Here is a 21789-nt window from a genome sequence, read left to right on the forward strand (position 1 = left end):
GCAAATTTGTTTCGTATCCAGTTTTCAGGCGATCAAGCGCCTGAATGACGATTTTAAGCTGCATGTCTTTTCTGAGGTTTGATCTTTTGCTGAAGCAGGGATCAGGCAGCGGAAGCAGCGCAAAAATCATGTTTGGTGGCGATGGCGGAGGGGTTCCACGCGTACCCATCCCGAACACGGCCGTTAAGCCCTCCAGCGCCGATGGTACTTGGACCGAAGGGTCCTGGGAGAGTAGGACGCCGCCAAGCAAGAAAGAAGAGCACCGCCGATAACTCGGCGGTGCTTTTTGCATTGTTAAAGTGTTTGCAGCGAGATGAAACGGAACGGCGTGGTGAAACGGATATTACGTTATTGCGGACACTGGGGGATGGAGAGGGGAAACTTAACTGAGGAGGCTAACGGACCTGAGCGACGTTATTTGCTCCAAATGAGGGGGTTAGAAATTCTAACGGACCGAGCGGACCTTATTTCCTTCAAATTGGCGTCAAAGTCCGTATTTTTGGCCCAATAGCGTCGTCTGAGTCCGTTAGAACGGGAAATACCCGGGAAATGGGCGAATAAGGTCGCTGGAGTCCGTTAGGCGTACTACATGGAATCGGTTAGGTGGTATTGCAGCATGGCGGAGTGGCCAGCGAGTGGCCAGTTTCCGGTAAGAATACCGGTTTCCGATATAATTGCCACTAAAACAAAAAATTCAGGTAAAATATTTTTCAAGAGACCGTATCGATTAGCGCTCATTTTTCGTTTATAACGGTGAACAACAAAATCAGTAAGTATAGATGGTTAACAGTCGGATGGTTTTAGGCTATGTAAGGGCAGGAGGTGTTCTAACATGCGCAAAGATACTGCAGAGCGGGAGGAGCGCAAAGCGGCCCAAAAAGTTGAGGCTGCCGAGGGGAGCGGGGAAGCGCCCGATTTTCCGGATTGGGTTGACGCGCATCAGAAGGCGTTGCGCAGCTATTGCCGTACCTTGACCGGATCGGCGTGGGAAGGCGACGATTTGGCGCAGGACACATGGTTGAAGGTTTGGTCTTCCTTGCGGAACCAAGGGGATCGCATTCGGCTCACGCGCGCTTATTTATACAAGGCGGCCCGAAATACCTGGATTGACCGCGGTCGTAAAAAAATGCTCCCGGCGGCGCATTCAATGGTCGTTGAGGAGTTGCCTCAGCAGCGGTTGGATGAGACCAGCGTTTGGGCGGCGATGGAGACTTTGGTCAGTCAGCTGCCCCCGAATCAACGGACCGCGTTGCTGTTGGTTGATGTTTTGCAGTATACGGCGGCGGAAGCGGCTCAGTTGATTCAGTCAACGGAGGGGGCCGTCAAGGCGGCGCTGCATCGGGCCCGTATGAAGCTGCGCAACGGTCTGTTTCAATCGGGGGAAGGAGAGGGGCAAGGCAAAGCTCGCGCTTTTTCGGAACGGCAAGGCGATGCAGGGGCGCAGGAAGCGGTGGTATATGCCTATTTGGACGCTTTTCGCCGCCAGGATGCTTCCGCTTTGGCCATGTTGTTCAACGATCCTCGTCCTCAAGATCTTGTTCCAACCTTAACGCTGCAGTCTTATCGCCGTAACACGACATCCAAACCGGGAACACGAACGGCAACACCGGTTAAGAGCCAGTGGATGATGGCGGCAGCGGCTTGACCCAACTAAGGAGGTAAACCCTATGAGTTCGGTAATTCCATACGTCATTGAACAGACGGATCGCGGAGAGCGTTCTTACGATATTTATTCACGCTTGTTAAAGGACCGGATCATTTTTCTCGGTTCGGAGATTGACGATCAAGTGGCCAACAGCATTACGGCGCAGATGTTGTTTTTGGCGGCCGAGGATCCGGAGAAGGACATCCATTTTTATATCAACAGCCCGGGCGGTTCGACTTCAGCGGGTTTTGCGATTTACGACGCGATGCAGTACGTGAAGCCGGACGTCCAGACCATTTGCGCTGGCTTTGCCGCTTCTTTCGCGGCGATTCTGTTATTGGCCGGAGCCAAAGGAAAACGGTTCGCCTTGCCGAATAGTGAAATCATGATCCACCAGCCGCATGGCGGCGTAAAGGGGCAGGCGAGCGACATTGAGATCAGTGCGCGGCGGATTTTGCGCATCCGGGAGAGATTGAACGCTATTGCCGCCGAATGCACGGGCCAGTCTCTTGAGAAGATCGAGAAGGATATGGACCGGGATTATTTTATGACCGCGGAAGAGGCGAAAGCCTATGGGATTATCGACCAGGTGATCAACAGCGAGAACCGCAACTCGTAATTCGGCGGGTAGGCGCTGCAGTAGCATGTGTAGATCAGGCCGAGCTTAGGCCGAATAAGAACAGAAGGACGGGGTGCCGATAACGGCCCCGTTCTTTTATTTTGAAGCGCAAGAATCGGAATCGCCGGTTTAGGGCAGAAATACAGTGAACGGAAGGCTTCATTTTCAGTAGTGTTCGCGTCCAATAGACAATTGTTTTTGCCCGGAAGCCGCTTGGAGATTTGGCTCGGCTTTTCCTTGACAGCCCATAGGGCCTTTGCTAAGATGGCAATAATATATTTTCGTAAGGGGCTTTCCGGTCTTGATATATAAGGGAGATCCCAAGTATGAGATACCGCTTTAGGCGGTTCTTGTTTTAGGTAAGGGTACCCGCAGACGTCGTTTTAACCGGGCTTACTTAGGAAATCGGCCATCATCAATCAAAATTATTTTTAAGGAGGATCTTTACGGTGTGGGAAAGTAAATTTGACAAGGAAGGCTTAACGTTCGACGATGTGCTGCTGGTTCCGCGCAAATCGGAAGTGCTGCCTAAAGAGGTTGACGTATCGACGAAGCTGAGCGACAAGGTGAAGCTGAACATTCCGCTGATCAGCGCAGGGATGGACACGGTCACGGAAAGTGCGCTGGCGATTGCGATCGCGCGGGAAGGCGGCATCGGGATCATTCACAAAAATATGCCGATTGAGCAGCAGGCGGAGGAAGTAGATCGGGTAAAACGCTCCGAAAGCGGTGTAATCACCAATCCTTTTTCGCTTACGGCGAACCATCTTGTAGCCGATGCGGAAGCGGTCATGGGCAAATTCCGGATTTCCGGGGTGCCGATCGTCGATGATGAGCATAAGCTGATCGGGATTTTGACGAACCGGGACTTGCGGTTTGTGCATGATTACAACATCAAAATCAGCGAGGTTATGACCCGCGAAGATCTGGTTACGGCTCCGGTCGGAACAACGCTGCAACAAGCCGAAGTGATTCTGCAGAAGCATAAAATCGAGAAGCTGCCGCTTGTCGATGAGAACAATGTGCTGAAAGGCCTCATTACCATTAAGGATATCGAAAAAGCAATCCAGTTCCCGAACGCGGCCAAAGACGCTCAGGGACGCCTGCTCGTCGGCGCGGCCGTGGGCATTTCCAAAGATACGTTCGAGCGGACCGATGCGTTGGTTAAGGCCGGCGTTGACCTCATTACGGTCGATTCGGCGCATGGCCACCACATCAACATCCTCGATGCGGTCAAAGAGCTGCGCAGACGTTATCCGGACCTGACGATCGTTGCCGGCAACGTCGCGACCGGAGATGCCACCAGAGCCCTGATCGAAGCGGGGGCATCGGTAGTTAAAGTCGGGATCGGTCCGGGGTCCATCTGTACGACCCGGGTCATCGCCGGCATCGGTGTGCCGCAGATTACGGCCGTCTACGATTGTGCTACGGTGGCCCGCGAGTATGGCGTGCCGATCATCGCCGACGGCGGGATCAAATATTCCGGCGAAATCACAAAGGCGATCGCCGCGGGCGCGCATGCCGTGATGTTGGGCAGCTTGTTTGCGGGAACGGAAGAGAGCCCCGGCGATTCGGAAATTTATCAAGGGCGGCGCTATAAGGTGTACAGAGGCATGGGTTCGATGGGCGCGATGAAGCAGGGCAGTAAAGACCGCTACTTCCAGGATGACGACAAGAAGCTTGTCCCGGAAGGCATCGAGGGCCGGGTTGCTTACAAAGGTCCGTTGTCCGACACGATCCATCAACTAATCGGCGGGCTGCGTTCCGGCATGGGCTACTGTGGCACCAAAAATCTGGACGAGCTGCGAAACGATACGCAATTTATCCGGATTACGGGCGCCGGCCTCCGCGAAAGCCATCCACATGATGTGCAAATTACGAAGGAAGCGCCGAACTACTCGCTGTAAATCTATCGAAACTATTGACATTCCACAATCTACCAAGGCAAGCCGGGCAATTTCGCCGGGGCTTGTCTTTTTTTGCGATATCCCCTGTGATAGAATAGAAAAAGTAAATGAAAGAGAATATGAGGGGAGCTTTAAGGGCATTGAAACTGAGACAATCCAAACGTAAGACAACACAATCCAAACGGCGTTTCCTGCGCAAAAGCGTAGCGTCTGTATTGCTGCTGAACGCACTGTGCTTCTCTTTGGTGCCGGCCATGGCGCTGGCGCAAGGGGAGCAAACGGAATCTACTTCTACCAAACCTGCGGCAGTGCAATCTGCGACCACCTCAATTCCTTCCGTGGAATCATTAGACCTTAAAGTAAGATCCGCCGTTTTATTGGAGCCCGTATCCGGGCAAGTGCTGCTGAATGTCAACGGCGATGAAGCGCTGCCGCCGGCGAGCATGACCAAAATGATGACCGAATACATTGTCGCTGACTTCGTAAAACAGGGCAAATTCAAATGGGACGAAGTGGTAACGGTAAGAAAAAATGCCGCAAACACGATCGGCTCGCGAATTTTCCTGGCCGAGGGAGATCAGCATACGATAGAAGAGCTGTATACCGCCATGGCCATCGCTTCCGCGAATGATGCCTCGGTGGCGCTTGCCGAGCATGTTGCCGGTTCTGAGCAGGCCTTTGTTAAAATGATGAACGACGAAGCCAAACGGATGGGCATGACCCATACCCATTTCGCCAACTCTACCGGCCTTGACATTAAAGACATGCCCAAGGAATTTCAGCCGACGGACGGCAAGGAAACCGTCATGTCCGCCATGGATGCGGCGATCCTGGCGAAGTATATCGTGACCGACCATCCGGATTTCAACCGCTTTACCACCATTCAAAGCAAAAAGTTCCGGGAACGCGACACAGCGCCGATGGTTAACCTAAACTGGATGCTGGAAGCAAACAAAAACATCACGAACTTCAAGCAATATGCTTATGAAGGCCTGGACGGTCTGAAAACCGGCCATACCTCCAACGCCGGCAACTGCTTTACGGGTACGGCCGTTCGTAACGGTACGCGGTTGATTAGCGTTGTCATGGGGACGGGTACCGAATCCGCGCGTTTCGTCGAAACCCGTAAAGTGCTGGATTACGGCTTCAATAACTTTGAAACCAAACAGATCGTTCCTCCGAAAGCGACCGTGACCGGCACGGAGACGGTAACCGTAGACAAAGCGAAGGATACGAAAGTTCCTGTAGTAACCGATCAAGCCGTCAGCTTTGTGGTGCCGAAAGGAGCGGATACGAGCGCCGTTCAAGCGAAAGTGGCGCTGAACGATGCCGCCAGCCTGACCGCTCCGCTGAAGCAAGGGACGAAAGTGGGTACGGTCACTTATTCCTTCAAAGCTCCGGGCATGGAGCAAACGCTGGAGAAAACTGTGAACTTAATCACGGCCCAAGACGTGGAAAAGGCCGGCTGGTTCGCGTTGATGATGCGGGCGATCGGCGATTTCTTCAGCGATCTGTTTAATGGGATCAAAAACCTGTTCTAGGCCGAAATCCCGAGTCAGCGAGTTGTATATTTAAAGGGAATATTGTAAAATATCAAGTTAGATTATTATCAGGAGGATTGGACATGGAAACAGGAACATCGCGTGTAAAAAGAGGCATGGCCGAAATGCAAAAAGGCGGCGTTATCATGGATGTCATGAACGCGGAGCAAGCCAAAATCGCCGAAGCGGCCGGGGCTACCGCCGTCATGGCGCTGGAGCGGGTTCCTTCGGATATTCGGGCAGCCGGCGGCGTGGCCCGGATGGCGGACCCGACGATAGTCGAAGAAGTGATGAAGGTCGTTTCCATTCCGGTAATGGCGAAAGCGCGGATCGGCCATTACGTAGAAGCGAAAGTTCTTGAATCGCTGGGGGTAGACTACCTGGACGAGAGCGAAGTGTTGACCCCGGCGGACGAAGTGTTCCATATTGATAAACGGGATTTCACCGTACCGTTCGTTTGCGGAGCGAAAGACCTCGGCGAAGCGCTGCGCCGGATCAGTGAAGGCGCGTCGATGATCCGTACGAAAGGCGAACCCGGAACCGGAAATATCGTGGAAGCCGTTCGTCATATGCGTCTGATCAACAGCCAAATCCGCAAAGTGCAAAACATGTCCAAAGACGAACTATATGCGGAGGCCAAAAACTTGGGCGTAGCCTACGATTTGCTCTTGGAAGTTCATGAGAACGGCAAGCTGCCGGTCGTGAACTTCGCCGCCGGCGGCGTGGCGACGCCGGCCGATGCCGCGTTGATGATGCATCTTGGCGCGGATGGGGTATTCGTCGGCTCCGGTATTTTCAAATCGGACAACCCGGAGAAATTCGCCCGCGCCATCGTTGAGGCGACGACGCATTACACGGATTACAAATTGATTGCCGAAGTATCCAAAAACCTGGGTACGCCGATGAAAGGCATTGAAATTTCCAAATTGTCTCCCGCAGAGCGGATGGCGGAACGCGGCTGGTAATAGGGCCGGAAATATCGAAGGGAGCAGTCCTAACCCACCCCGGCAAATCCACGTGATGGCCGGGGTGCACATAGTTTGGCTGCAGCAGAAAGAAGGATTGCCATGAAGGTAGGAGTGTTGGCGCTGCAGGGCGCCGTAGCGGAGCATATTCGAAGCCTGGAAAGCGCCGGAGCCGAGGGGACGGCCGTGAAGCGCACCGAACAGCTAGGCGAGCTGGACGGACTCATCGTCCCGGGCGGCGAAAGCACGACGATCGGGAAGCTGATGCGAAAATACGGATTTATTGAAGCGATACAAGATTTTTCCCGGGAAGGCAAACCTCTGTTTGGCACCTGTGCCGGTCTGATCGTGATGGCCAAGGAAATCGAAGGCGGGGAGGAAGCCCATCTCGGTTTAATGGATATCAAGGTATCGCGCAACGCTTTCGGACGCCAACGGGAGAGCTTCGAGACGGACTTGGAGGTCAAGGGGCTTACGGCTCCGCTAAGGGCCGTATTTATCCGCGCTCCGCTGATTACGGCGGTAGGCCCGGGAGTTGAGGTGCTGTCGACGTACAAGGACGAAATCGTCACGGCCCGTCAGGGGCATTTGCTCGTCTCGTCCTTTCACCCGGAGCTGACCGACGATTTTTCGCTCCATGCTTATTTTGTTGAAATGATCAAGCAGACGAAGCGGCCGTAAACAGGGACCTTGACTCCTTTGATGGGTCGAGGTTTTATCTGTTTGGGATCACAAACCGCCGGCCGGCGTTTCCATATTCCATAGCAGCCTCCCTTCGATGGATGACTTTTGAGGTAGGCAGGCCTGCAAAGGGATGAATCTAGGAGGGACTACTCATGTTGGATGTAAAAATAATGCGAAACGATTATGCACGGGTTGAAGAAGCGTTGAAAAACCGGGGGAAATCGCTGGAGCTGATCTCGGGTTTTCAGCCCCTGGACGAGAAGCGCCGGGAGCTGCTTCAAGAGAGCGAATCGCTGAAAAACCGCCGCAATACGGTATCCGCCGAAGTGGCGCAGCGGAAGAAGAACAAGGAGAATGCCGACGAGTTAATCACGGAGATGCGCGAGGTCGGCGACCGGATCAAGGAGCTGGACGAGGAGATTCGGACACTTGAGGCGCAGATCGATGAATTGATGCTGGCGATTCCGAACATTCCTCACGCGAGCGTGCCGGTGGGCGCTTCCGAGGAGGAAAACGTCGAGGTTCGCCGTTGGAGCGAACCGCGGCAATTTGATTTCGCCCCGAAAGCCCATTGGGACGTGGCGGCCGGTCTGGGCATCCTCGACTTTGAAGCGGCGGCCAAGGTCACCGGATCGCGGTTTGCTTTTTACAAGGGCCTTGGGGCGCGCCTGGAGCGGGCGTTAATCAGCTTCATGATGGATTTGCACAGCAATGAGCATGGGTATGAGGAAATGCTGCCGCCCTATATCGTAAACCGCGACAGTTTGTACGGAACGGGGCAGCTTCCGAAGTTCGAAGAGGACCTGTTCAAGCTGCAGGGTACCAGCGATTATTATCTTATCCCTACGGCAGAGGTTCCAGTTACGAACTATCATCGCGATGAGATTTTGAACGCGGAAGACCTTCCACGCCACTATGTGGCCTACAGTTCTTGCTTCCGTTCGGAGGCCGGGGCGGCGGGCCGCGATACGCGCGGCTTGATTCGCCAGCACCAGTTCAACAAAGTGGAAATGATCAAAATCGTGCATCCGGATACGTCCTACGATGAGCTGGAGAAGATGACCGCCAACGCGGAGCGTGTCCTGCAGCTGCTTAAATTGCCTTATCGCGTGCTTGCGTTGTGTACGGGCGATCTTGGCTTTACGGCGGCCAAAACGTATGACCTCGAAGTGTGGCTGCCGGAGAGCGGCATGTACCGCGAAATTTCCTCCTGCTCCAATGTGGAGGATTTCCAGGCTCGCCGCGCCAACATCCGCTTCCGTCCGGAGCCGAAAGCCAAACCCGAATTCGTACATACCTTGAACGGCTCGGGGCTGGCGGTGGGACGTACCGTTGCGGCGATTCTGGAAAACTACCAGCAGGAGGACGGCAGCGTGGAAATTCCGGAAGTGCTGCGGCCTTACATGGGCAACATTGAGAAGATTACCAAACGTTAACGGCTTGCGAATTGGCAAGCAATGTGGTAGAATCTGATTTGTTACGCGAATCGGATTCACCTTATGGAGAGGTACCGAAGCGGTCATAACGGGGCGGTCTTGAAAACCGTTAGAGTGCAAGCTCACATGGGTTCGAATCCCATCCTCTCCGCCATACATAACCATGCGGTTTTATAAGAGAGCAGCGATGCTCTCTTTTTTGCATAATGCGGCGGGTTTCATCACAAATTAACCCTACATCCATAATGGAGGGGAGGGTTTGCGATGACGAAACCGCAAACGTATCAGACTTCGGCCGGCAACGGACCGGAGGACAACCCGCGCCGCGAGCGGAAGCAGGAGGGGCCGGAGCCGCTGTCCGGGTCCAAGAAAGTAAAGACGCAAAACCACGTCAGCCATAACAATCCCGAAGGATAAGCAGGATAAGCTTGACGTGGAAACATCACGACCTCAGCCCAAGGCTGAGGTTTTTTAACCTTATAGATCGGGCATGGTAGAGGGCGATGCGCAGGTAGAGAGGGGAGGAGAAGAGGAAACTGGGGACTAAGGGACACCAGAGCCCTTATTTTCGAAAAAACAGAGGATTGCAAAATGTAACGGACACAGAAGACCTTATTTACCACAAATCGGCCTGGATGAACGGGTTTAGAGTGAAATAGGGTCGTGTGTGTCCGTTAGGCTGGGAAATACCCGGGAAATGGGCGGATAAGGTCGCTGGTGTCCGTTAGAGCAGCATTCTCGGCTTAGAAAGGGCCAAAGTCCTCGGTGCTTCTGCTTATGAAAGAAGGGGAAGGGTTCTCATAGTAGAACAGAAGAGGGAATGGGTTTGCGCGACAAAGGACCTCGCAGTAGCGAGGTTTTTTCAAGTTTGAAATTCCATGAAAAGCAAGACATGAAGCATAGAAACATGTAATAATAAAGAGAGGGTGTCCGCACAGCTTCAAGAAATGGATCAATTAGGAGTGGAGATGAAAAGACAGATATATTAACCGAAAGGATCGTGATGCGATTGAACGCCATAAGCCCTAACAATATGACTCCGTCTGCCATGCCGCAGCAGGCTCGGCAGCATAAACAAAGAACGGTCAAAAGCATACTGTTTCGAACCTTCTTCATTATTATTGGAGCGATTCTCGTTTCCGTGGCCCTTGAGCTGTTTCTGGTACCCAACAAAATTACGGATGGCGGAATTACGGGCATCTCCGTTATGTCTTCTTATTTATCGGGTTTCCCGCTGGGTATTTTCCTGTTCCTCTTTAACCTCCCCTTTCTCATTATCGGCTACAAACAGATTGGCAAAACGTTTGCCATATCCACGTTGATCGGCATCTCTGTCATGTCGGTCGGAACGGCGCTGCTGCATCCCGTTCAAGCATTTGTGAGCGATACGCTGCTGGCTTTCGTCTTTGGCGGCATTTTGCTCGGCCTTGGTACCGGGCTTGTGATCCGTTTTGGCGGCTCCTTGGACGGAACCGAAATCGTCGCTATTTTAATCTCTCGTAAAACTCCTTTTTCCGTTGGCGAAGTCATTATGTTCTTCAACTTCTTCATATTGCTAAGCGCCGGATTTGTATTCGGCTGGGAACGGGCTTTATTCTCAATACTGGCCTATTATATCGCTTATAAAACGATCGATATCGTCGTGGACGGCTTAAACGAATCGAAATCGGTTTGGATCATCAGCGACCAAATTGACGAAATCGGAGACGCCATTTTGAGCCGGTTGGGCCGGGGCGTGACGTATTTATCGGGGGAAGGCGGATTTTCCGGGGATCCGAAAAAGGTCATTTTTTGCGTGATTACCCGCTTGGAGGAAGCCAAGTTGAAGGAAATCGTAAATCATTACGACGAAAATGCCTTTTTGGCGGTCGGGAATATCCATGACGTGAAGGGCGGACGTTTCAAGAAAAAAGCAATCCACTAATTTTGACGGGGAGATTGTATGTTTCAAAAACGGTTTTACATTTCTGTATTGCTTGTTATGATGTCGCTTGTTGCCGTATTGTCCGGATGCACCGCCGAGAAGGAGCCGAAGGAAGCGTTAAGCAGCGCGGCCCTGCATGCGCTCGGCATGGATTCTTTCGTCTTGGAGAGCCGTATTAAAATTTCGGATCTGACCGTAAACGCGAAATCGTTAAATCCGAATATCGGTGCGATCCTCTCGGTGTTTCCAAACGCCGAAATCAACATACGGCAGCTTTACCGCAAAGACCCGATGCAAACCGAAGGACAGCTGGAAATTATACTGGCCGGCAAAGTGGCCACAACCATTACGGCTCCGTTCGTGATGACGAAGGAGAAGCTGTACCTCCAGGTTCCGAGCATTCCGTTTTTGCCGATGCCAGAGTCCGTTACGGGGAAATTTGTCGAGCTGGATTGGCAGGAGCTGGCGAAGCAAAGCGGTGAGGGGCTTAACCCGGATCTGCTCGACCCGGAGAAGACGCAGAAGCTTGGAGCGGAGTTGGCCGTGACGGTATTTGGAGAGTTTGAGCCGGACCCATATTTTAAAACGATCGATCCGGAGGAAGCGGAGCTGCCGGAAGGCGTCAAAGCAAAGCAGGTCGTCCGGTTCGAAGTAACAAACGATGCGGCTGCAGAGGCTGCCGAAAAAGTTATCCACAATATGCTGCCGATAGTTCTTGATAATCTGCAAATTCACCAGTTTACCGTAAATACGGCTATCGATGGGGATAACTATCCCGTTTATCAGGCGCTTAACGCTGATGTGGAGTTTAACGATGTACAAACGAAAGATAAGGTAAAAGTGGCGCTGCAGGCGACCAGCACTTATAGCCATATCAATGAAAAACCGGTGTTCGAAATCGGAATCCCGGACGATACGATCACGCTGGATAAGTTTAAGGAAGAGATGCGTAGCTTCGGCTATTAATGGAATAAATAACGGCGAAACCTCCAAAATCCCTTTCACTGGGCCTGGAGGTTTTATTTTTCAGGGACCATTATTTTTGGCGCAGCCGGCGAAAAAACGACGTCAGCAAAGTAGCGCATTCCTCCTGAAGCACCCCGGCGGTTACTTCAGTGCGGTGATTGAAGCGGGGCTCCTGCAGCAGGTTCATCAGCGTTCCTGCGCAGCCTGCCTTTGGATCGGGAGCGCCATAAATGACGTGGGGAACCCGGCACTGCACGATTGCACCCGCACACATTGGGCAGGGCTCGAGCGTGACGTAGAGCCGGCAATGCAGCAGCCTCCAGGCGTCCAAATTCGCGCTGGCCTCCCGGATCGCTATCATTTCGGCATGGGCCGTCCCGTCCCGGGAGCTTTCACGCAGATTGTGGCCGCGCCCGACAATTTCGTCGCCCAGCACGATCACCGCGCCGATAGGGACTTCACCTATCGCTTCCGCTTTTCTCGCTTCGCGAATCGCCTCTTCCATCCAGTGCTCATGTGGATAAGTGGAGGATGGCGGTTCAGGGATTGATGAAAAGGACATCAATAATCAGTTCAACTCCTTCTAAGGTGTTCATCCCCAGGTTTGTCCAACGAACAAGCATTCGTTGTTAACATGTTGTGCATAACACTGTGCATAAGCGGGTTATTATCCCCACTATTATACACATATTATACTTTGGTCCTGTTGATATGTTAATAGTATGTGGATAAGTAGCACTTATATCTACATTTTATGGCGCATACAACCCAAGCACCAACATTATAGGCATTTTTTCTTATTGTAGGGAAACGATCTGGGAATTTCAACGTCTTTGCAAAACTTGTCGTAAAAGGTATGATGAAAGTAGAAAATTACGGATTACCATAAAAACCCATTACTATGGCTCTAGAAGTGGGGTGAAACTTTGACTATAAAAACCAAACTTGCTTTGATCATCTCATGTTTTGCCATGATCATCTTGTCCTTGAATATCGTGCTAAGTTATTTCTCGACCCGGGACAATTTGCGCAAAGACCGGGAAGCGAACATGATGCTGACGGCCAAGCATATCGCTCTTGCTGTCGAACAGAGTCGTTCGGTGTATAATTATGTCAAGCTTTCTCTTGGGGACAAAATGAACGGCAGGATGGTGGACGGGATTCTTCATATGACCAGCCCGGAACGGATTGTGCGTGAATCCCTCGGCACCAATGACAGCCTGTTGGAGATTAGCGGTTTTAATCCACAGCAAATCGATCAGGATCATCTCTTATTCGGGACCTATGAATACAAAAATGACGGCATGGTGGAAAGGGCCGTTCGGGAATCGATCAGTCAAAAGAAAAGCCTGATGTACGACACGATGATTAATAACGAGCATGTCCTGGTCAGCTATGTTCCGATTATTCCGAACAAACAGGCGCCTTACGTGATTCGCATTATCTCCAGCTATGAACCGTTCGCAGGCGCCATCTCGAAGCAAGTGATCAGCCAGTTTATGGTTTCGGTCAGCCTGCTGGTTTTGATGATTTTGACCAGTTACTGGATGGCGGGCCGTCTGATTCTGCCGATTCGGAATATTCTTGACCAGGTCAATGAGCTGTCCTCCGGGCAGTTTGAAGCCAGGCTTCAAGTGGAGCGGAAGGATGAGTTGGGCCTGCTGGCCAACAAAATCAACGCGATGGCCGACAGCTTGGGCAACTACACCAAGGAATTAACGCAGAAAAATGAAGAAAACCGGTCCATGAAAGAATATTTGGAATCGATCATCAGCCAGACCGCCGATGCCATTCATATTACGGATGTCGAGGGACGGGTAAAGTTGGTGAACCCCGCCTTTGAGAGCTTGTACGGGTGGACGAGCGAAGAGATCATCGGTTCCCGCCTTGAGTTGACTCCTCCCTTTGAGGAAGAGGAGAACAGGCCGGCCTGGCGCCAGGAGGAGGAGTCCGTCGGCAAGGCGGCCTCCGTTGTGACGGAAACGGTACGTCTGCGCAAGGATGGCGGCCGCGTCGAGGTAGGCGTCAGCGTATCGCCGATTTATGACCAGAAAGGTAAAATTACGGCGTTTATCAGCATTTCCCGGGACATGACGGAACACAATAAGATGGATGAACTGCTGCGCCGCTCGGAAAAGTTGACCACGGTCGGCCAGCTGGCGGCGGGAGTCGCCCATGAAATCCGCAATCCGCTGACAACGCTGCGGGGGTTTCTGCAAATGCAGCAGCAGACCAAAACGATCAATACGATGCATACGGATGTCATGCTGGCCGAACTGGACCGGATTAACCTGATCGTCGGCGAATTTTTGATTCTCGCAAAGCCGCAGGCCGTGCAATTTCAAACGAAGGATGTTCGTTTCACGCTGGGGGACGTCGTCTCTTTATTGGATAGCGAGGCGCACTTACATAATATCGCGTTCGAGGTTCTTTTCTCGCAGCAGCCTGTATTGGTGCATTGTGAGGAAAATCAACTTAAGCAGGTGTTTATCAATGTGCTGAAAAACGCCATGGAGGCTATGCCGAAAGGCGGGAAAATCACCCTTCAGCTGGAGGCGGACGATAGCCGCCAAGCGGTGCTGCGGGTGATTGACGAGGGTGAGGGCATCGCGAAGGAGCGGCTGCTCAAGCTGGGAGAGCCCTTCTACACGAACAAGGAAAAGGGGACCGGTTTGGGGCTGATGGTAAGCCAGCGGATTATCGAGAGCCATCGGGGAACGCTGCTGATCGAAAGCGAATTGGGCAAGGGCACGGTCGTCACGATTACGTTGCCGCTGGCTTCTGCGGAGGAAGCCGCGGACTCCGAAGAGCCGGCGGATTTGGCCGATTAGCCGCAGGCAAGGCGGCTTGAATTTTACAAAAGACGGGTGGATAAGGGTACATCATGCGGATTAACAAATTTATCAGTGAGACAGGCTATTGCTCCCGGCGCGAAGCGGACAAGCTGGTGGAGTCGGGGAAAGTGACGATAAACGGAGTCACCGCCGTGCTGGGCAGCCAGGCCGAACCGGGCGACGATGTGCGGGTCGAGGGGAAGCCGATTGCGCCTAAGCGGGCCAAACACGTCTATATTGCGTTGAATAAGCCGGTAGGGATCACAAGTACCACGGAGAGCCATGTCAAAGGCAATATCGTCGATTTTGTCGGACATCTGGAGCGGATTTTTCCGATCGGCCGCCTCGATAAAGACTCGGAGGGGCTTATTTTGCTGACGAGCGACGGGGATATCGTCAACAAAATTTTGCGGGCCGAAGGCAAACACGAGAAAGAATATATCGTGACGGTGGACCGTCCGATGACGCCCGGCTTCTTGAAGGCGATGAGCGAAGGTGTGAAGATTTTAGGCCAGATGACCTTGCCCTGCAAAGTGACCCGGGTTGCGGACCGGGTGTTTCGGATTATTTTAACGGAGGGAAAAAACCGGCAAATCCGCAGGATGTGCAGCGCGTTGGGTTATGAGGTACGCAAGCTGCAGCGGATCCGGATCATGAATATCCACCTGGGTGAACAAAAGGCTGGCACTTGGCGGGATTTGACCGAGCAGGAGAAGCGGGAGCTTGGCGAAGCGCTGAATTATCCGCTGATCTGAACCTGAAAAAACGAAGCTGCAACAAACGAAGGCAGACCCTGAAGCGAGGGCCTGCCTTTATGGTTTCCGCGCGCCGCTAGCGGCTGCGGAAGATGTGTATGGCGCCGTTAGTGCGCCGCGGTAACGCCGAGCTGTTGATTCCTGTCCACATATTTGCGGATGATCGACACTTCGACCCGGCGGTTTTGGGCTCTTCCTGCCGCCGTATCGTTGCCGGCGACGGGGTGATATTCACCGTAGCCGATCGCGCTGAATTTCTTCGGATCCAGGTTGGTGTTCAGCAGCAGGATCTTCATGAAGTTCAAGGCGCGCTCCGCGCTCAAATCCCAGTTGGACGGGAATTCATACGTGGAGATCGGCACGTTGTCCGTATGCCCCGAAACGATCACTTCATAATCCGGAAACTCCTGCAGCATCGTCGAGATCGCTTTGGCGAGCTGACGGGATTCCGGCTTGACCACGGCTTTGCCCGAAGCGAACAGCGCTTTGTCGCTGATGGTGATCATTAACTGCGATTGGTTGAGCTTCGTATCCAGATCCTCGGTCAGCCCGTTTTCCTTGATATAATTGTCCAGCTGCCGCTTCAGGGCCTCCAGGCTTTCCTGTTCCTTGCGCATCAGCTCGGTATTGCTCATGGAAGAGGTTTCGCGCTGCCGGTCTTGCCCCATGTTCTCGTTTTGGGTCATGGACGTTTGCTCCAAAATGCCGACACTTCCGGTAAGGATGCTGTTAAACGCCTGGCTCATTTCCTCAAATTTCTTGGCGTCGATCGTACTCATGCCGAACAAAACGATAAACAGCGCCAGCAGCAGCGTCATTAAGTCAGAATAAGGGAGCAGCCAGCTTTCGTCGGCATGTTCCTCGTGATCCTGGTGTTTATTCTTTTTGCTCACCTTCATTTACCCCCTTTTCTAAAATTTCCGCACGTTCGGCAGGGGTTAAGAACACGGCCAGCTTCTGTTGAATCGCGATGGTGGACACGCCGGATTGGATCGACAGCAGCCCCTCCACCATCATTAACTTCACTTCCATCTCTTTTTTGGAGAGACGTTTCAATTTATTGGCGATCGGATGCCACAGCACATAACCGGTAAAAATACCAAATACGGTAGCGATAAAAGCCCCGGAAATCGCGTGGGACAATTTTTCAATATCGCTCATATCCGAGAGGGCCGCAATCAAGCCGACTACGGCGCCGAGAACGCCGAGGGTAGGCGCGTACATCCCGGCCTGGGCAAAAATCTGCGCCCCGACTTTATGCCGTTCTTCGGTAGCCGCAATGTCCTCCGTAAGTACATCCTGAACGAATTCCTGGTCGTTTCCGTCGATGATCATACGCATGCCCCCGCGCAAAAAGTCATCGTTGATTTCTTCGACTTTTGCTTCCAAGGCCAAGAGTCCTTCGCGCCGGGTAATCGTAGCCCACTCCGTAAATAGGGTAATCAGCTCGGCTTTGGTGATCATCTTCGGTTGAGAGACGATCAATTTGAGCAGCTTGGGGAACTTCTTCATGTCAGCCGTAGGGAAGGCCATGAACAGCGACGCCGCGGTCCCGACGAATATAATGACAAAGGCCGCAGGGTTGGAGATCAAGCTCTCAATAGGCGCGCCTTTCAAAAACATCCCCACGATAAGCGCAACAAGTCCAAGAATAAGTCCAATAATCGATGAAATTTCCATTGTACACCTCGTCCTTGAGTTAAATTGAATCCTTTCTTTTCTTTCCGCATCCTTGCGGAAAAGACGTTACTGCTGCCTAAAAAAAGATTTATCTATTTTATCGACAGTTTTGGCTTTTTTTTTAAGTGGTTTTTTCCGGTATAATAAGAACATGGCCTGAATGCTAAGGCTATCAAGGGAGGATATAACGGTGGGCGTAAAGCACGGAAGGGATTATGAATATATTTTGGCCGACTTGACGGAAGCGGTGGGCCGGATTTCCGATAGCTATCTTTTCTTTGATATGGAATTGTCGGAGTGGGCGGGATTGGCTGATGCAGAGCGGGCCGAAGTGCAGGAGGCGCTGGCTGAGGACCTGTTTTTTGCGTTAGGTGCGGAACCCGTCATTGAGGTTGGAAGCGCGATCGTTATCTATGACCCGGAGGGGCACCGCATCAATGTTCTGATCGGGGACGAAGAGCTTACTTCCGTGGCTTTGATCTAGGGAAATTTGGTTTGACCCGGGGTTCCATGGTAAAATAGTTAGTCAGGAAGCAGTACGCATGTTCAGGTCGTTTGCAGAATAGAATAGTAGAGGACGGGGCCGGAAGCTTAGGTCCCGATGCGCCAGGGGATACTTACATAACAAGGAGTTCTTGAAGAGAACGGGGAGGATAAATGATGCCGTTTACACCGCAAGAAGTACAAGCGCATTTGGAAAAGCTGGAAGGCTGGGAACTTGAGGAAGGACGATGGATCTTCCGCAAATATACGTTCTCCAATTTTATGAAGGGTATTGCTTTCGTGGATGAGGTAGCCGCGATTTCAGAAGCGTTTAATCATCACCCGTTTATTACGATCGACTATAAAACCGTGACGCTCCGGCTGACCTCATGGGAAGAAGGCGGAATTACGGCAGTGGATATTAAAGAAGCGCAGCAATATAACGAGGCGTTTGAGAAAATGCGCGCCGCAGATTAGGCCAGGCAAAAAACGCCCGCCGGAAACGCTTAAGTTTCCGGCGGGCGTACTTTTCGTGTGCAGTTATTTTTTCTCCGCGAGCCACATTGCGACGTTGGCAATCTCTTCATCCTTCAACCGGTCTTTGAAGGAAGGCATCATTCCGCCTTTGCCTTTGGCGATAATGCCGTAAAGCTGGTCAGCCGTCAGTTCGGCGCCGATCTTTTGCAGATTCGGTCCCGCGCCCCCTTGCAACTGATCTCCGTGGCAGGTGATGCAGTTTGCTTTTACGGTGGCTTCGGCTTGTTCCGCATTCATCGTAATTTCAGGCAATTGCGGTTTGGCTTCCTTAGCGGCCTGCTCCCGGCTCGGCAGGGTGAACATCAGTACGACGGCCATAGCGCAAGCAACGAGAAACAATCCGCTCATGATCCACTTTTGCATTCCAATCGCCCCTCCTATGTAAGCTACCTTATCCATTATAACGGAACATGCCGCCCGATCATAGTCTTTGTGTCAAAAATAGGAACAATTCCACCGCAATCGCGGTAAAATCTGTAACAAACTTCATAGGCAAGCTCGTTCTAATGGATCGAAGGTTTTTTAGGATGAAGCCCGAGGCCCCCGATACACCATGCAATAAAAAGGCTTGGAGATGCCGCCAGGGGTCATTTTCTCGTAAAGGTCCGTGATAGTGAAGCCGGCCTTCTGATAAGCGCGAATCGCCCGGGTGTTCCACGTGAGCACTTCCAAATCGATCTCATGGCCCGGTTTCCGCCGCAGCGCCTCCTCGACGATCGTTGTTACAAACCGTTTGCCGAGTCCATGTCCGCACAATTCCGGTTTCATGCCAATGCCGAGCCGCGTTACATCGTTAAGCGGGAAATATTGGGCAAATCCTGCGAGTTCTCCGCTTTCGTCCAGCACAGACACGTATTGCTCCGCTCTGATCGCCGGATTGCCGAATTCAACATCGAGCGCTTTCATTTGTTCCCAAGGAAGCCAGCTGTAGACGTCATAGGGAGAATCGTACCGCCAGGTGCAGATTTCCGCGCCGTGGCTCTCTTCCATGGGGACGATGCGAAACTGAAGAATCGGTTTATCCATTGGGATCCTCCTTTAAAACGGCATTCCTATTACCCTCACTCTAACGGGATTTACTTAACTTGTAAAGGTTCTGCCGCCTCTCGGACACCTGTGGATTTATGGAAATCAACAAAAAATCGGTAACCTTTTGGCGTGTCGCTTCGTTATATAGATAGGGATGAAAAAAACCGCAAGCCAGTTCTCATGGAATCGGCTTACGGCAGGCAGGTCATGTGAAACGAAAATAAAGTGCCGACGGAGGTTCAAGATTCCGCGGCGTAAACGGAATAACCGTATTTGCTGAGAATCCGCTTCGCGCCAACGTAGCGGTTCTCGTAATAACTGTTGCTCAACTTGTCGATCCGGATTCCTTTGGAAGAGGACGCATGGGCAAATTCTCCGTCGCCAACGTAGATGCCTACATGCGATACTTTTCCGCCACCCCGGGTGTTAAAGAAGACAAGGTCGCCGGCTTGCAGCTCGCTTTTGGACACCGCTGTACCTGCCTTGAATTGGGCTGCGGATACGCGAGGGAGCGTAACGCCCATTTGCTTAAACACATACCGCGTAAACCCGGAGCAATCAAATCCGGCCGTGCTGGTGCCGCCGTATTTGTAGGGCGTGCCGTACACGGAATCGACGATGCCGGAGAGCGAAGTTTCCTTTTCGGCCGCAAAAGCGCTTCCAGCTCCCAAGGTGAAACATAAAGCCAAACTCGTTACCGCTGCTGCTAAAGTCTTTCTCAAGATGTCAAACTCCTTCCAAGGCCTGCGAGGTTAGCTTAAGGATTCGGTTGAAGGTTCCCTATGATCCCTTTGGAGCGAGATCAATTCACCCTGATGTGGTTCCCCCGTTTCCCGGGTGCGGGGAATTCGGCAGTTCATGTAGTATGCACCCTAAAACGACGTTACAACAGAAATTACAAAGTTGTTACTATTTCTGTTGGTTATTTTACCAAAGCGGCCCAACGTTGGCAAGCTTCCCGTCAAAAAGGATGCTTTTGGCCTGTTTGGGGAGCGGGCGAGTCTGGGTAATGATTCCTAAGGCAGTCCGTAAACAGGAAATTCAACAGGAAAAACCCGCAGAGACATGGCGGCCCAATCTCCCTGCGGGTTTGTCGAATCGTTATGATGTGTTTGCGATTACTGTTCGGCCGTTACAGCTTCATATTTCTCGGAGCTCATAATGCGTTTCGCTCCGACATACCGCTTCTCATAATAGCTCTCGCTCAGTTTGCTGACGACCACTCCTTTGGAAGAAGAGGCATGCGCAAACTCGCCGTTACCGACATAAATGCCAACATGAGATATGCCATCGCCGGAAGTATTGAAGAACACCAGATCGCCAGCGATTAATTCGTCCTTGGAAACTTTCGTTCCCATCTCAAATTGGGAGCCTGATTGATGAGGAAGATCAATGCCGAGCTTGTTAAATACATACATCGTAAATCCGGAACAGTCAAAACCCGAAGTCGTTGTTCCGCCTGCGGAATAAGGAGATCCGAGACCCTCATCAATGGCGCTGTCCAACTTGGAATCAGCGAAAACGCTGCCAGTTCCGATAGTGAAGAGCAACGCAAAACTTACTGCTGTTACGGTCAAACGCTTTTTCAAGAAGTATGCTCCTTCCAATGCCTACGAGGTTAGCTTAAGGATTCGGTTGAAGGTTCCCTATGATCCCTTGCTTACGAGATCAATTCACCCAAAGTGGTTCCCCCGTTTCCCCGGCGCAGGGAATTCGGCTTTGATTTCACACCTGATAAGACTTATTCGACGTACATTGCTATTTTCCTGCCAAAGATGACAAAAATAATTACAAAACTGTTACTGAAATTGTGTTGCTGTTATTTTAACAAAGACAGGGATCATTTGGCAATGGTTAATTCGCAAGATTAAGAGGGGAAAACCTGACACAAGGCCTTCGCAAAGTCGCGAAGGCCTTGTGCCGTAAAGGTTTCGGAGAGATGAAAAAAATTTAACTTTTTTCGGTTTTCGTCTGCCAAAGGCGATATTGCGAGGTGACTTGCCAAACTTTAAAAGCGCTGCGAAAAAGAGGGTAGGTTTGCTGCAGGATCAGCGCCAGCATGCCGGTCCAGATCCAGGAGACCGTTCCGAACAACAGGAACACGCCAAGTCCGAACGCGCCCAGGATAAGGGAGATCCCGATGCCCTGCAGAAGGTGCCGGAAACAGACGAGAAGGGAACCCCAGACGCTGGATTTGAACAAATATCCAAATTGTACGTAGAGGATGCATTGTCTTACCAGCCAGCCGTAAACGAACCAGCCCAGGATGTAGATGAGACCCGTCAGCATCGGGGCCATTTGTCCCCCGGCTCCCAGCAGATGCGGCCATAATCGAAGGAGCTTGGGAACAATCCAGAAAGAAGGCAAAATAATTAAAGTAAATTCAAGGGCATAAAACACGGCGACCGGTTTCCAGAATTCCTTCATTCCGCGGAACAGCGGCAGTCCGTGCGCACGGCTCTCGGAAGGGACAAGCCCGTAAAAAATTCCCGCTTGAATAAGAGGCGTGAGCAAAAGACGCAAAACCGCCATACCGATCAGCAATCCCAAATAGAGGCGGACGTCCGGATTGCTCCCCAAATAAATGCGCCCTTCCAGCAGAAACAGAAACCGGCTGAGCTGCGTGGGCGGCGGATCCGGATATCTCTGCAGCAGAGCGGTAACGGCGGTATCGACCAGCCGGTACAAAAACAACCCCCACAGCAGCTGATACAGGAACAAAATGATGACGGAGGGAAACTGGCTTTTCAGCAGGTCCCACCCCTGACGCACGTAGGTCATACT

22 protein-coding genes, 1 tRNA gene, 1 rRNA gene and 2 riboswitches are annotated in these 21789 nt (G+C 52.0%); of the genes, 16 read left to right on the plus strand and 8 right to left on the minus strand.

What is annotated here, in order from left to right; genetic code table 11:
* The first annotated feature begins 131 nt into the window (after nucleotides 1-131).
* The 12 genes from rrf (at nucleotide 132) to EHV15_RS09295 (ending at nucleotide 11687) form a co-directional block, all read left to right on the plus strand.
* A 5S ribosomal RNA gene (rrf, locus tag EHV15_RS09240) occupies nucleotides 132-248 on the plus strand.
* A gap of 584 nt (nucleotides 249-832) precedes the next feature.
* Entirely contained in the window at nucleotides 833-1645 is an 813-nt protein-coding gene (locus tag EHV15_RS09245) for an RNA polymerase sigma factor (RefSeq protein ID WP_128630945.1), read from the plus strand.
* A 22-nt stretch (nucleotides 1646-1667) separates the two neighbouring features.
* The gene (clpP, locus tag EHV15_RS09250) at nucleotides 1668-2264 is read left to right on the plus strand and encodes an ATP-dependent Clp endopeptidase proteolytic subunit ClpP (RefSeq protein ID WP_128630946.1); all 597 of its coding nucleotides are present in this window, start codon (nucleotides 1668-1670) and stop codon (nucleotides 2262-2264) included.
* 449 nt (nucleotides 2265-2713) lie between these two features.
* The gene (gene guaB / locus EHV15_RS09255; protein WP_128630947.1) at nucleotides 2714-4171 is read left to right on the plus strand and encodes an IMP dehydrogenase; all 1458 of its coding nucleotides are present in this window, start codon (nucleotides 2714-2716) and stop codon (nucleotides 4169-4171) included.
* Nucleotides 4172-4290: 119 nt separating this feature from the next.
* Entirely contained in the window at nucleotides 4291-5712 is a 1422-nt protein-coding gene (locus EHV15_RS09260; RefSeq protein ID WP_128635257.1) for a D-alanyl-D-alanine carboxypeptidase family protein, read from the plus strand.
* Nucleotides 5713-5795: 83 nt separating this feature from the next.
* Entirely contained in the window at nucleotides 5796-6677 is an 882-nt protein-coding gene (gene pdxS / locus EHV15_RS09265) for a pyridoxal 5'-phosphate synthase lyase subunit PdxS (protein ID WP_128630948.1), read from the plus strand.
* A gap of 102 nt (nucleotides 6678-6779) precedes the next feature.
* The gene (gene pdxT / locus EHV15_RS09270; RefSeq protein WP_128630949.1) at nucleotides 6780-7358 is read left to right on the plus strand and encodes a pyridoxal 5'-phosphate synthase glutaminase subunit PdxT; all 579 of its coding nucleotides are present in this window, start codon (nucleotides 6780-6782) and stop codon (nucleotides 7356-7358) included.
* Between the two features lie 155 nt (nucleotides 7359-7513).
* The gene (gene serS, locus EHV15_RS09275) at nucleotides 7514-8797 is read left to right on the plus strand and encodes a serine--tRNA ligase (RefSeq protein WP_128630950.1); all 1284 of its coding nucleotides are present in this window, start codon (nucleotides 7514-7516) and stop codon (nucleotides 8795-8797) included.
* Nucleotides 8798-8862: 65 nt separating this feature from the next.
* A tRNA-Ser gene (locus EHV15_RS09280) sits at nucleotides 8863-8951 on the plus strand.
* A gap of 110 nt (nucleotides 8952-9061) precedes the next feature.
* The gene (locus tag EHV15_RS09285; protein WP_128630951.1) at nucleotides 9062-9214 is read left to right on the plus strand and encodes a small acid-soluble spore protein P; all 153 of its coding nucleotides are present in this window, start codon (nucleotides 9062-9064) and stop codon (nucleotides 9212-9214) included.
* Between the two features lie 631 nt (nucleotides 9215-9845).
* The gene (locus tag EHV15_RS09290) at nucleotides 9846-10721 is read left to right on the plus strand and encodes a YitT family protein (RefSeq protein ID WP_178076049.1); all 876 of its coding nucleotides are present in this window, start codon (nucleotides 9846-9848) and stop codon (nucleotides 10719-10721) included.
* Between the two features lie 18 nt (nucleotides 10722-10739).
* Nucleotides 10740-11687: a DUF6612 family protein gene (locus EHV15_RS09295; RefSeq protein ID WP_128630953.1), complete on the plus strand. Its 948-nt coding sequence runs from the start codon at nucleotides 10740-10742 to the stop codon at nucleotides 11685-11687.
* Between the two features lie 70 nt (nucleotides 11688-11757).
* Here EHV15_RS09295 and tadA read toward each other — a convergent pair whose 3' ends face one another.
* Nucleotides 11758-12249, minus strand: coding sequence for a tRNA adenosine(34) deaminase TadA (gene tadA, locus EHV15_RS09300; RefSeq protein WP_128630954.1), 492 nt, complete (start codon nucleotides 12247-12249; stop codon nucleotides 11758-11760).
* Between the two features lie 364 nt (nucleotides 12250-12613).
* On the opposite strand from tadA, the gene EHV15_RS09305 reads away from it, so the two are divergent.
* Together EHV15_RS09305 and rluF are read left to right on the plus strand one after the other, a co-directional pair.
* Nucleotides 12614-14518 (plus strand): ATP-binding protein, encoded by a 1905-nt coding sequence (locus EHV15_RS09305; protein WP_128630955.1) that lies wholly within the window; start codon nucleotides 12614-12616, stop codon nucleotides 14516-14518.
* Nucleotides 14519-14571: 53 nt separating this feature from the next.
* The gene (gene rluF / locus EHV15_RS09310; RefSeq protein ID WP_128630956.1) at nucleotides 14572-15276 is read left to right on the plus strand and encodes a 23S rRNA pseudouridine(2604) synthase RluF; all 705 of its coding nucleotides are present in this window, start codon (nucleotides 14572-14574) and stop codon (nucleotides 15274-15276) included.
* A gap of 107 nt (nucleotides 15277-15383) precedes the next feature.
* On the opposite strand, the gene motB is transcribed toward rluF, so the two are convergent.
* Nucleotides 15384-16169: a flagellar motor protein MotB gene (gene motB / locus EHV15_RS09315; RefSeq protein ID WP_128630957.1), complete on the minus strand. Its 786-nt coding sequence runs from the start codon at nucleotides 16167-16169 to the stop codon at nucleotides 15384-15386.
* Nucleotides 16153-16956, minus strand: coding sequence for a flagellar motor stator protein MotA (gene motA, locus EHV15_RS09320; RefSeq protein WP_128630958.1), 804 nt, complete (start codon nucleotides 16954-16956; stop codon nucleotides 16153-16155). Before motA ends, motB begins: the two co-directional genes overlap by 17 nt.
* Before the next feature lie 190 nt (nucleotides 16957-17146).
* On the opposite strand from motA, the gene EHV15_RS09325 reads away from it, so the two are divergent.
* Nucleotides 17147-17440, plus strand: a complete 294-nt coding sequence (locus EHV15_RS09325; protein ID WP_128630959.1) for a hypothetical protein — start codon at nucleotides 17147-17149, stop codon at nucleotides 17438-17440.
* Between the two features lie 176 nt (nucleotides 17441-17616).
* Complete coding sequence (locus tag EHV15_RS09330; RefSeq protein WP_036618039.1) at nucleotides 17617-17916, plus strand: 4a-hydroxytetrahydrobiopterin dehydratase; 300 nt, start codon at nucleotides 17617-17619, stop codon at nucleotides 17914-17916.
* 63 nt (nucleotides 17917-17979) lie between these two features.
* Here the strand turns inward: EHV15_RS09330 and EHV15_RS09335 are convergent, their stop codons facing one another.
* The 5 genes from EHV15_RS09335 to EHV15_RS09355 form a co-directional block, all read right to left on the minus strand.
* Entirely contained in the window at nucleotides 17980-18339 is a 360-nt protein-coding gene (locus tag EHV15_RS09335) for a c-type cytochrome (RefSeq protein ID WP_128630960.1), read from the minus strand.
* A 159-nt stretch (nucleotides 18340-18498) separates the two neighbouring features.
* Nucleotides 18499-19002: a GNAT family N-acetyltransferase gene (locus tag EHV15_RS09340; protein WP_128630961.1), complete on the minus strand. Its 504-nt coding sequence runs from the start codon at nucleotides 19000-19002 to the stop codon at nucleotides 18499-18501.
* Nucleotides 19003-19244: 242 nt separating this feature from the next.
* A complete protein-coding gene (locus EHV15_RS09345) occupies nucleotides 19245-19727 on the minus strand; it encodes a C40 family peptidase (protein ID WP_128630962.1) in 483 nt (160 codons plus the stop codon).
* Between the two features lie 4 nt (nucleotides 19728-19731).
* A riboswitch (cyclic di-AMP (ydaO/yuaA leader) is annotated at nucleotides 19732-19869 on the minus strand.
* A 254-nt stretch (nucleotides 19870-20123) separates the two neighbouring features.
* Nucleotides 20124-20594, minus strand: a complete 471-nt coding sequence (locus EHV15_RS09350) for a C40 family peptidase (RefSeq protein ID WP_128630963.1) — start codon at nucleotides 20592-20594, stop codon at nucleotides 20124-20126.
* A gap of 3 nt (nucleotides 20595-20597) precedes the next feature.
* Nucleotides 20598-20734: riboswitch (cyclic di-AMP (ydaO/yuaA leader) on the minus strand.
* A gap of 221 nt (nucleotides 20735-20955) precedes the next feature.
* Complete coding sequence (locus tag EHV15_RS09355; RefSeq protein WP_128630964.1) at nucleotides 20956-21786, minus strand: hypothetical protein; 831 nt, start codon at nucleotides 21784-21786, stop codon at nucleotides 20956-20958.
* Nucleotides 21787-21789 lie beyond the last annotated feature (3 nt).

Source organism: Paenibacillus oralis (genome assembly GCF_003863965.1).
GTDB classification, from domain to species: Bacteria; Bacillota; Bacilli; order Paenibacillales; family Paenibacillaceae; genus Fontibacillus; species Fontibacillus oralis.

Bases quoted from the DNA above. Each gene is read 5' to 3' on its own strand.
- EHV15_RS09245 (WP_128630945.1), top strand. From the start codon at position 833: ATGCGCAAAGATACTGCAGAGCGGGAGGAGCGCAAAGCGGCCCAAAAA.
- clpP (WP_128630946.1), top strand. From the start codon at position 1,668: ATGAGTTCGGTAATTCCATACGTCATTGAACAGACGGATCGCGGAGAG.
- EHV15_RS09260 (WP_128635257.1), top strand. From the start codon at position 4,291: ATGAGGGGAGCTTTAAGGGCATTGAAACTGAGACAATCCAAACGTAAG.
- pdxS (WP_128630948.1), top strand. From the start codon at position 5,796: ATGGAAACAGGAACATCGCGTGTAAAAAGAGGCATGGCCGAAATGCAA.
- pdxT (WP_128630949.1), top strand. From the start codon at position 6,780: ATGAAGGTAGGAGTGTTGGCGCTGCAGGGCGCCGTAGCGGAGCATATT.
- serS (WP_128630950.1), top strand. From the start codon at position 7,514: ATGTTGGATGTAAAAATAATGCGAAACGATTATGCACGGGTTGAAGAA.
- EHV15_RS09285 (WP_128630951.1), top strand. From the start codon at position 9,062: ATGACGAAACCGCAAACGTATCAGACTTCGGCCGGCAACGGACCGGAG.
- EHV15_RS09290 (WP_178076049.1), top strand. From the start codon at position 9,846: ATGCCGCAGCAGGCTCGGCAGCATAAACAAAGAACGGTCAAAAGCATA.
- EHV15_RS09295 (WP_128630953.1), top strand. From the start codon at position 10,740: ATGTTTCAAAAACGGTTTTACATTTCTGTATTGCTTGTTATGATGTCG.
- tadA (WP_128630954.1), bottom strand. From the start codon at position 12,249: ATGTCCTTTTCATCAATCCCTGAACCGCCATCCTCCACTTATCCACAT.
- rluF (WP_128630956.1), top strand. From the start codon at position 14,572: ATGCGGATTAACAAATTTATCAGTGAGACAGGCTATTGCTCCCGGCGC.
- motA (WP_128630958.1), bottom strand. From the start codon at position 16,956: ATGGAAATTTCATCGATTATTGGACTTATTCTTGGACTTGTTGCGCTT.
- EHV15_RS09330 (WP_036618039.1), top strand. From the start codon at position 17,617: ATGCCGTTTACACCGCAAGAAGTACAAGCGCATTTGGAAAAGCTGGAA.
- EHV15_RS09335 (WP_128630960.1), bottom strand. From the start codon at position 18,339: ATGCAAAAGTGGATCATGAGCGGATTGTTTCTCGTTGCTTGCGCTATG.
- EHV15_RS09340 (WP_128630961.1), bottom strand. From the start codon at position 19,002: ATGGATAAACCGATTCTTCAGTTTCGCATCGTCCCCATGGAAGAGAGC.
- EHV15_RS09355 (WP_128630964.1), bottom strand. From the start codon at position 21,786: ATGACCTACGTGCGTCAGGGGTGGGACCTGCTGAAAAGCCAGTTTCCC.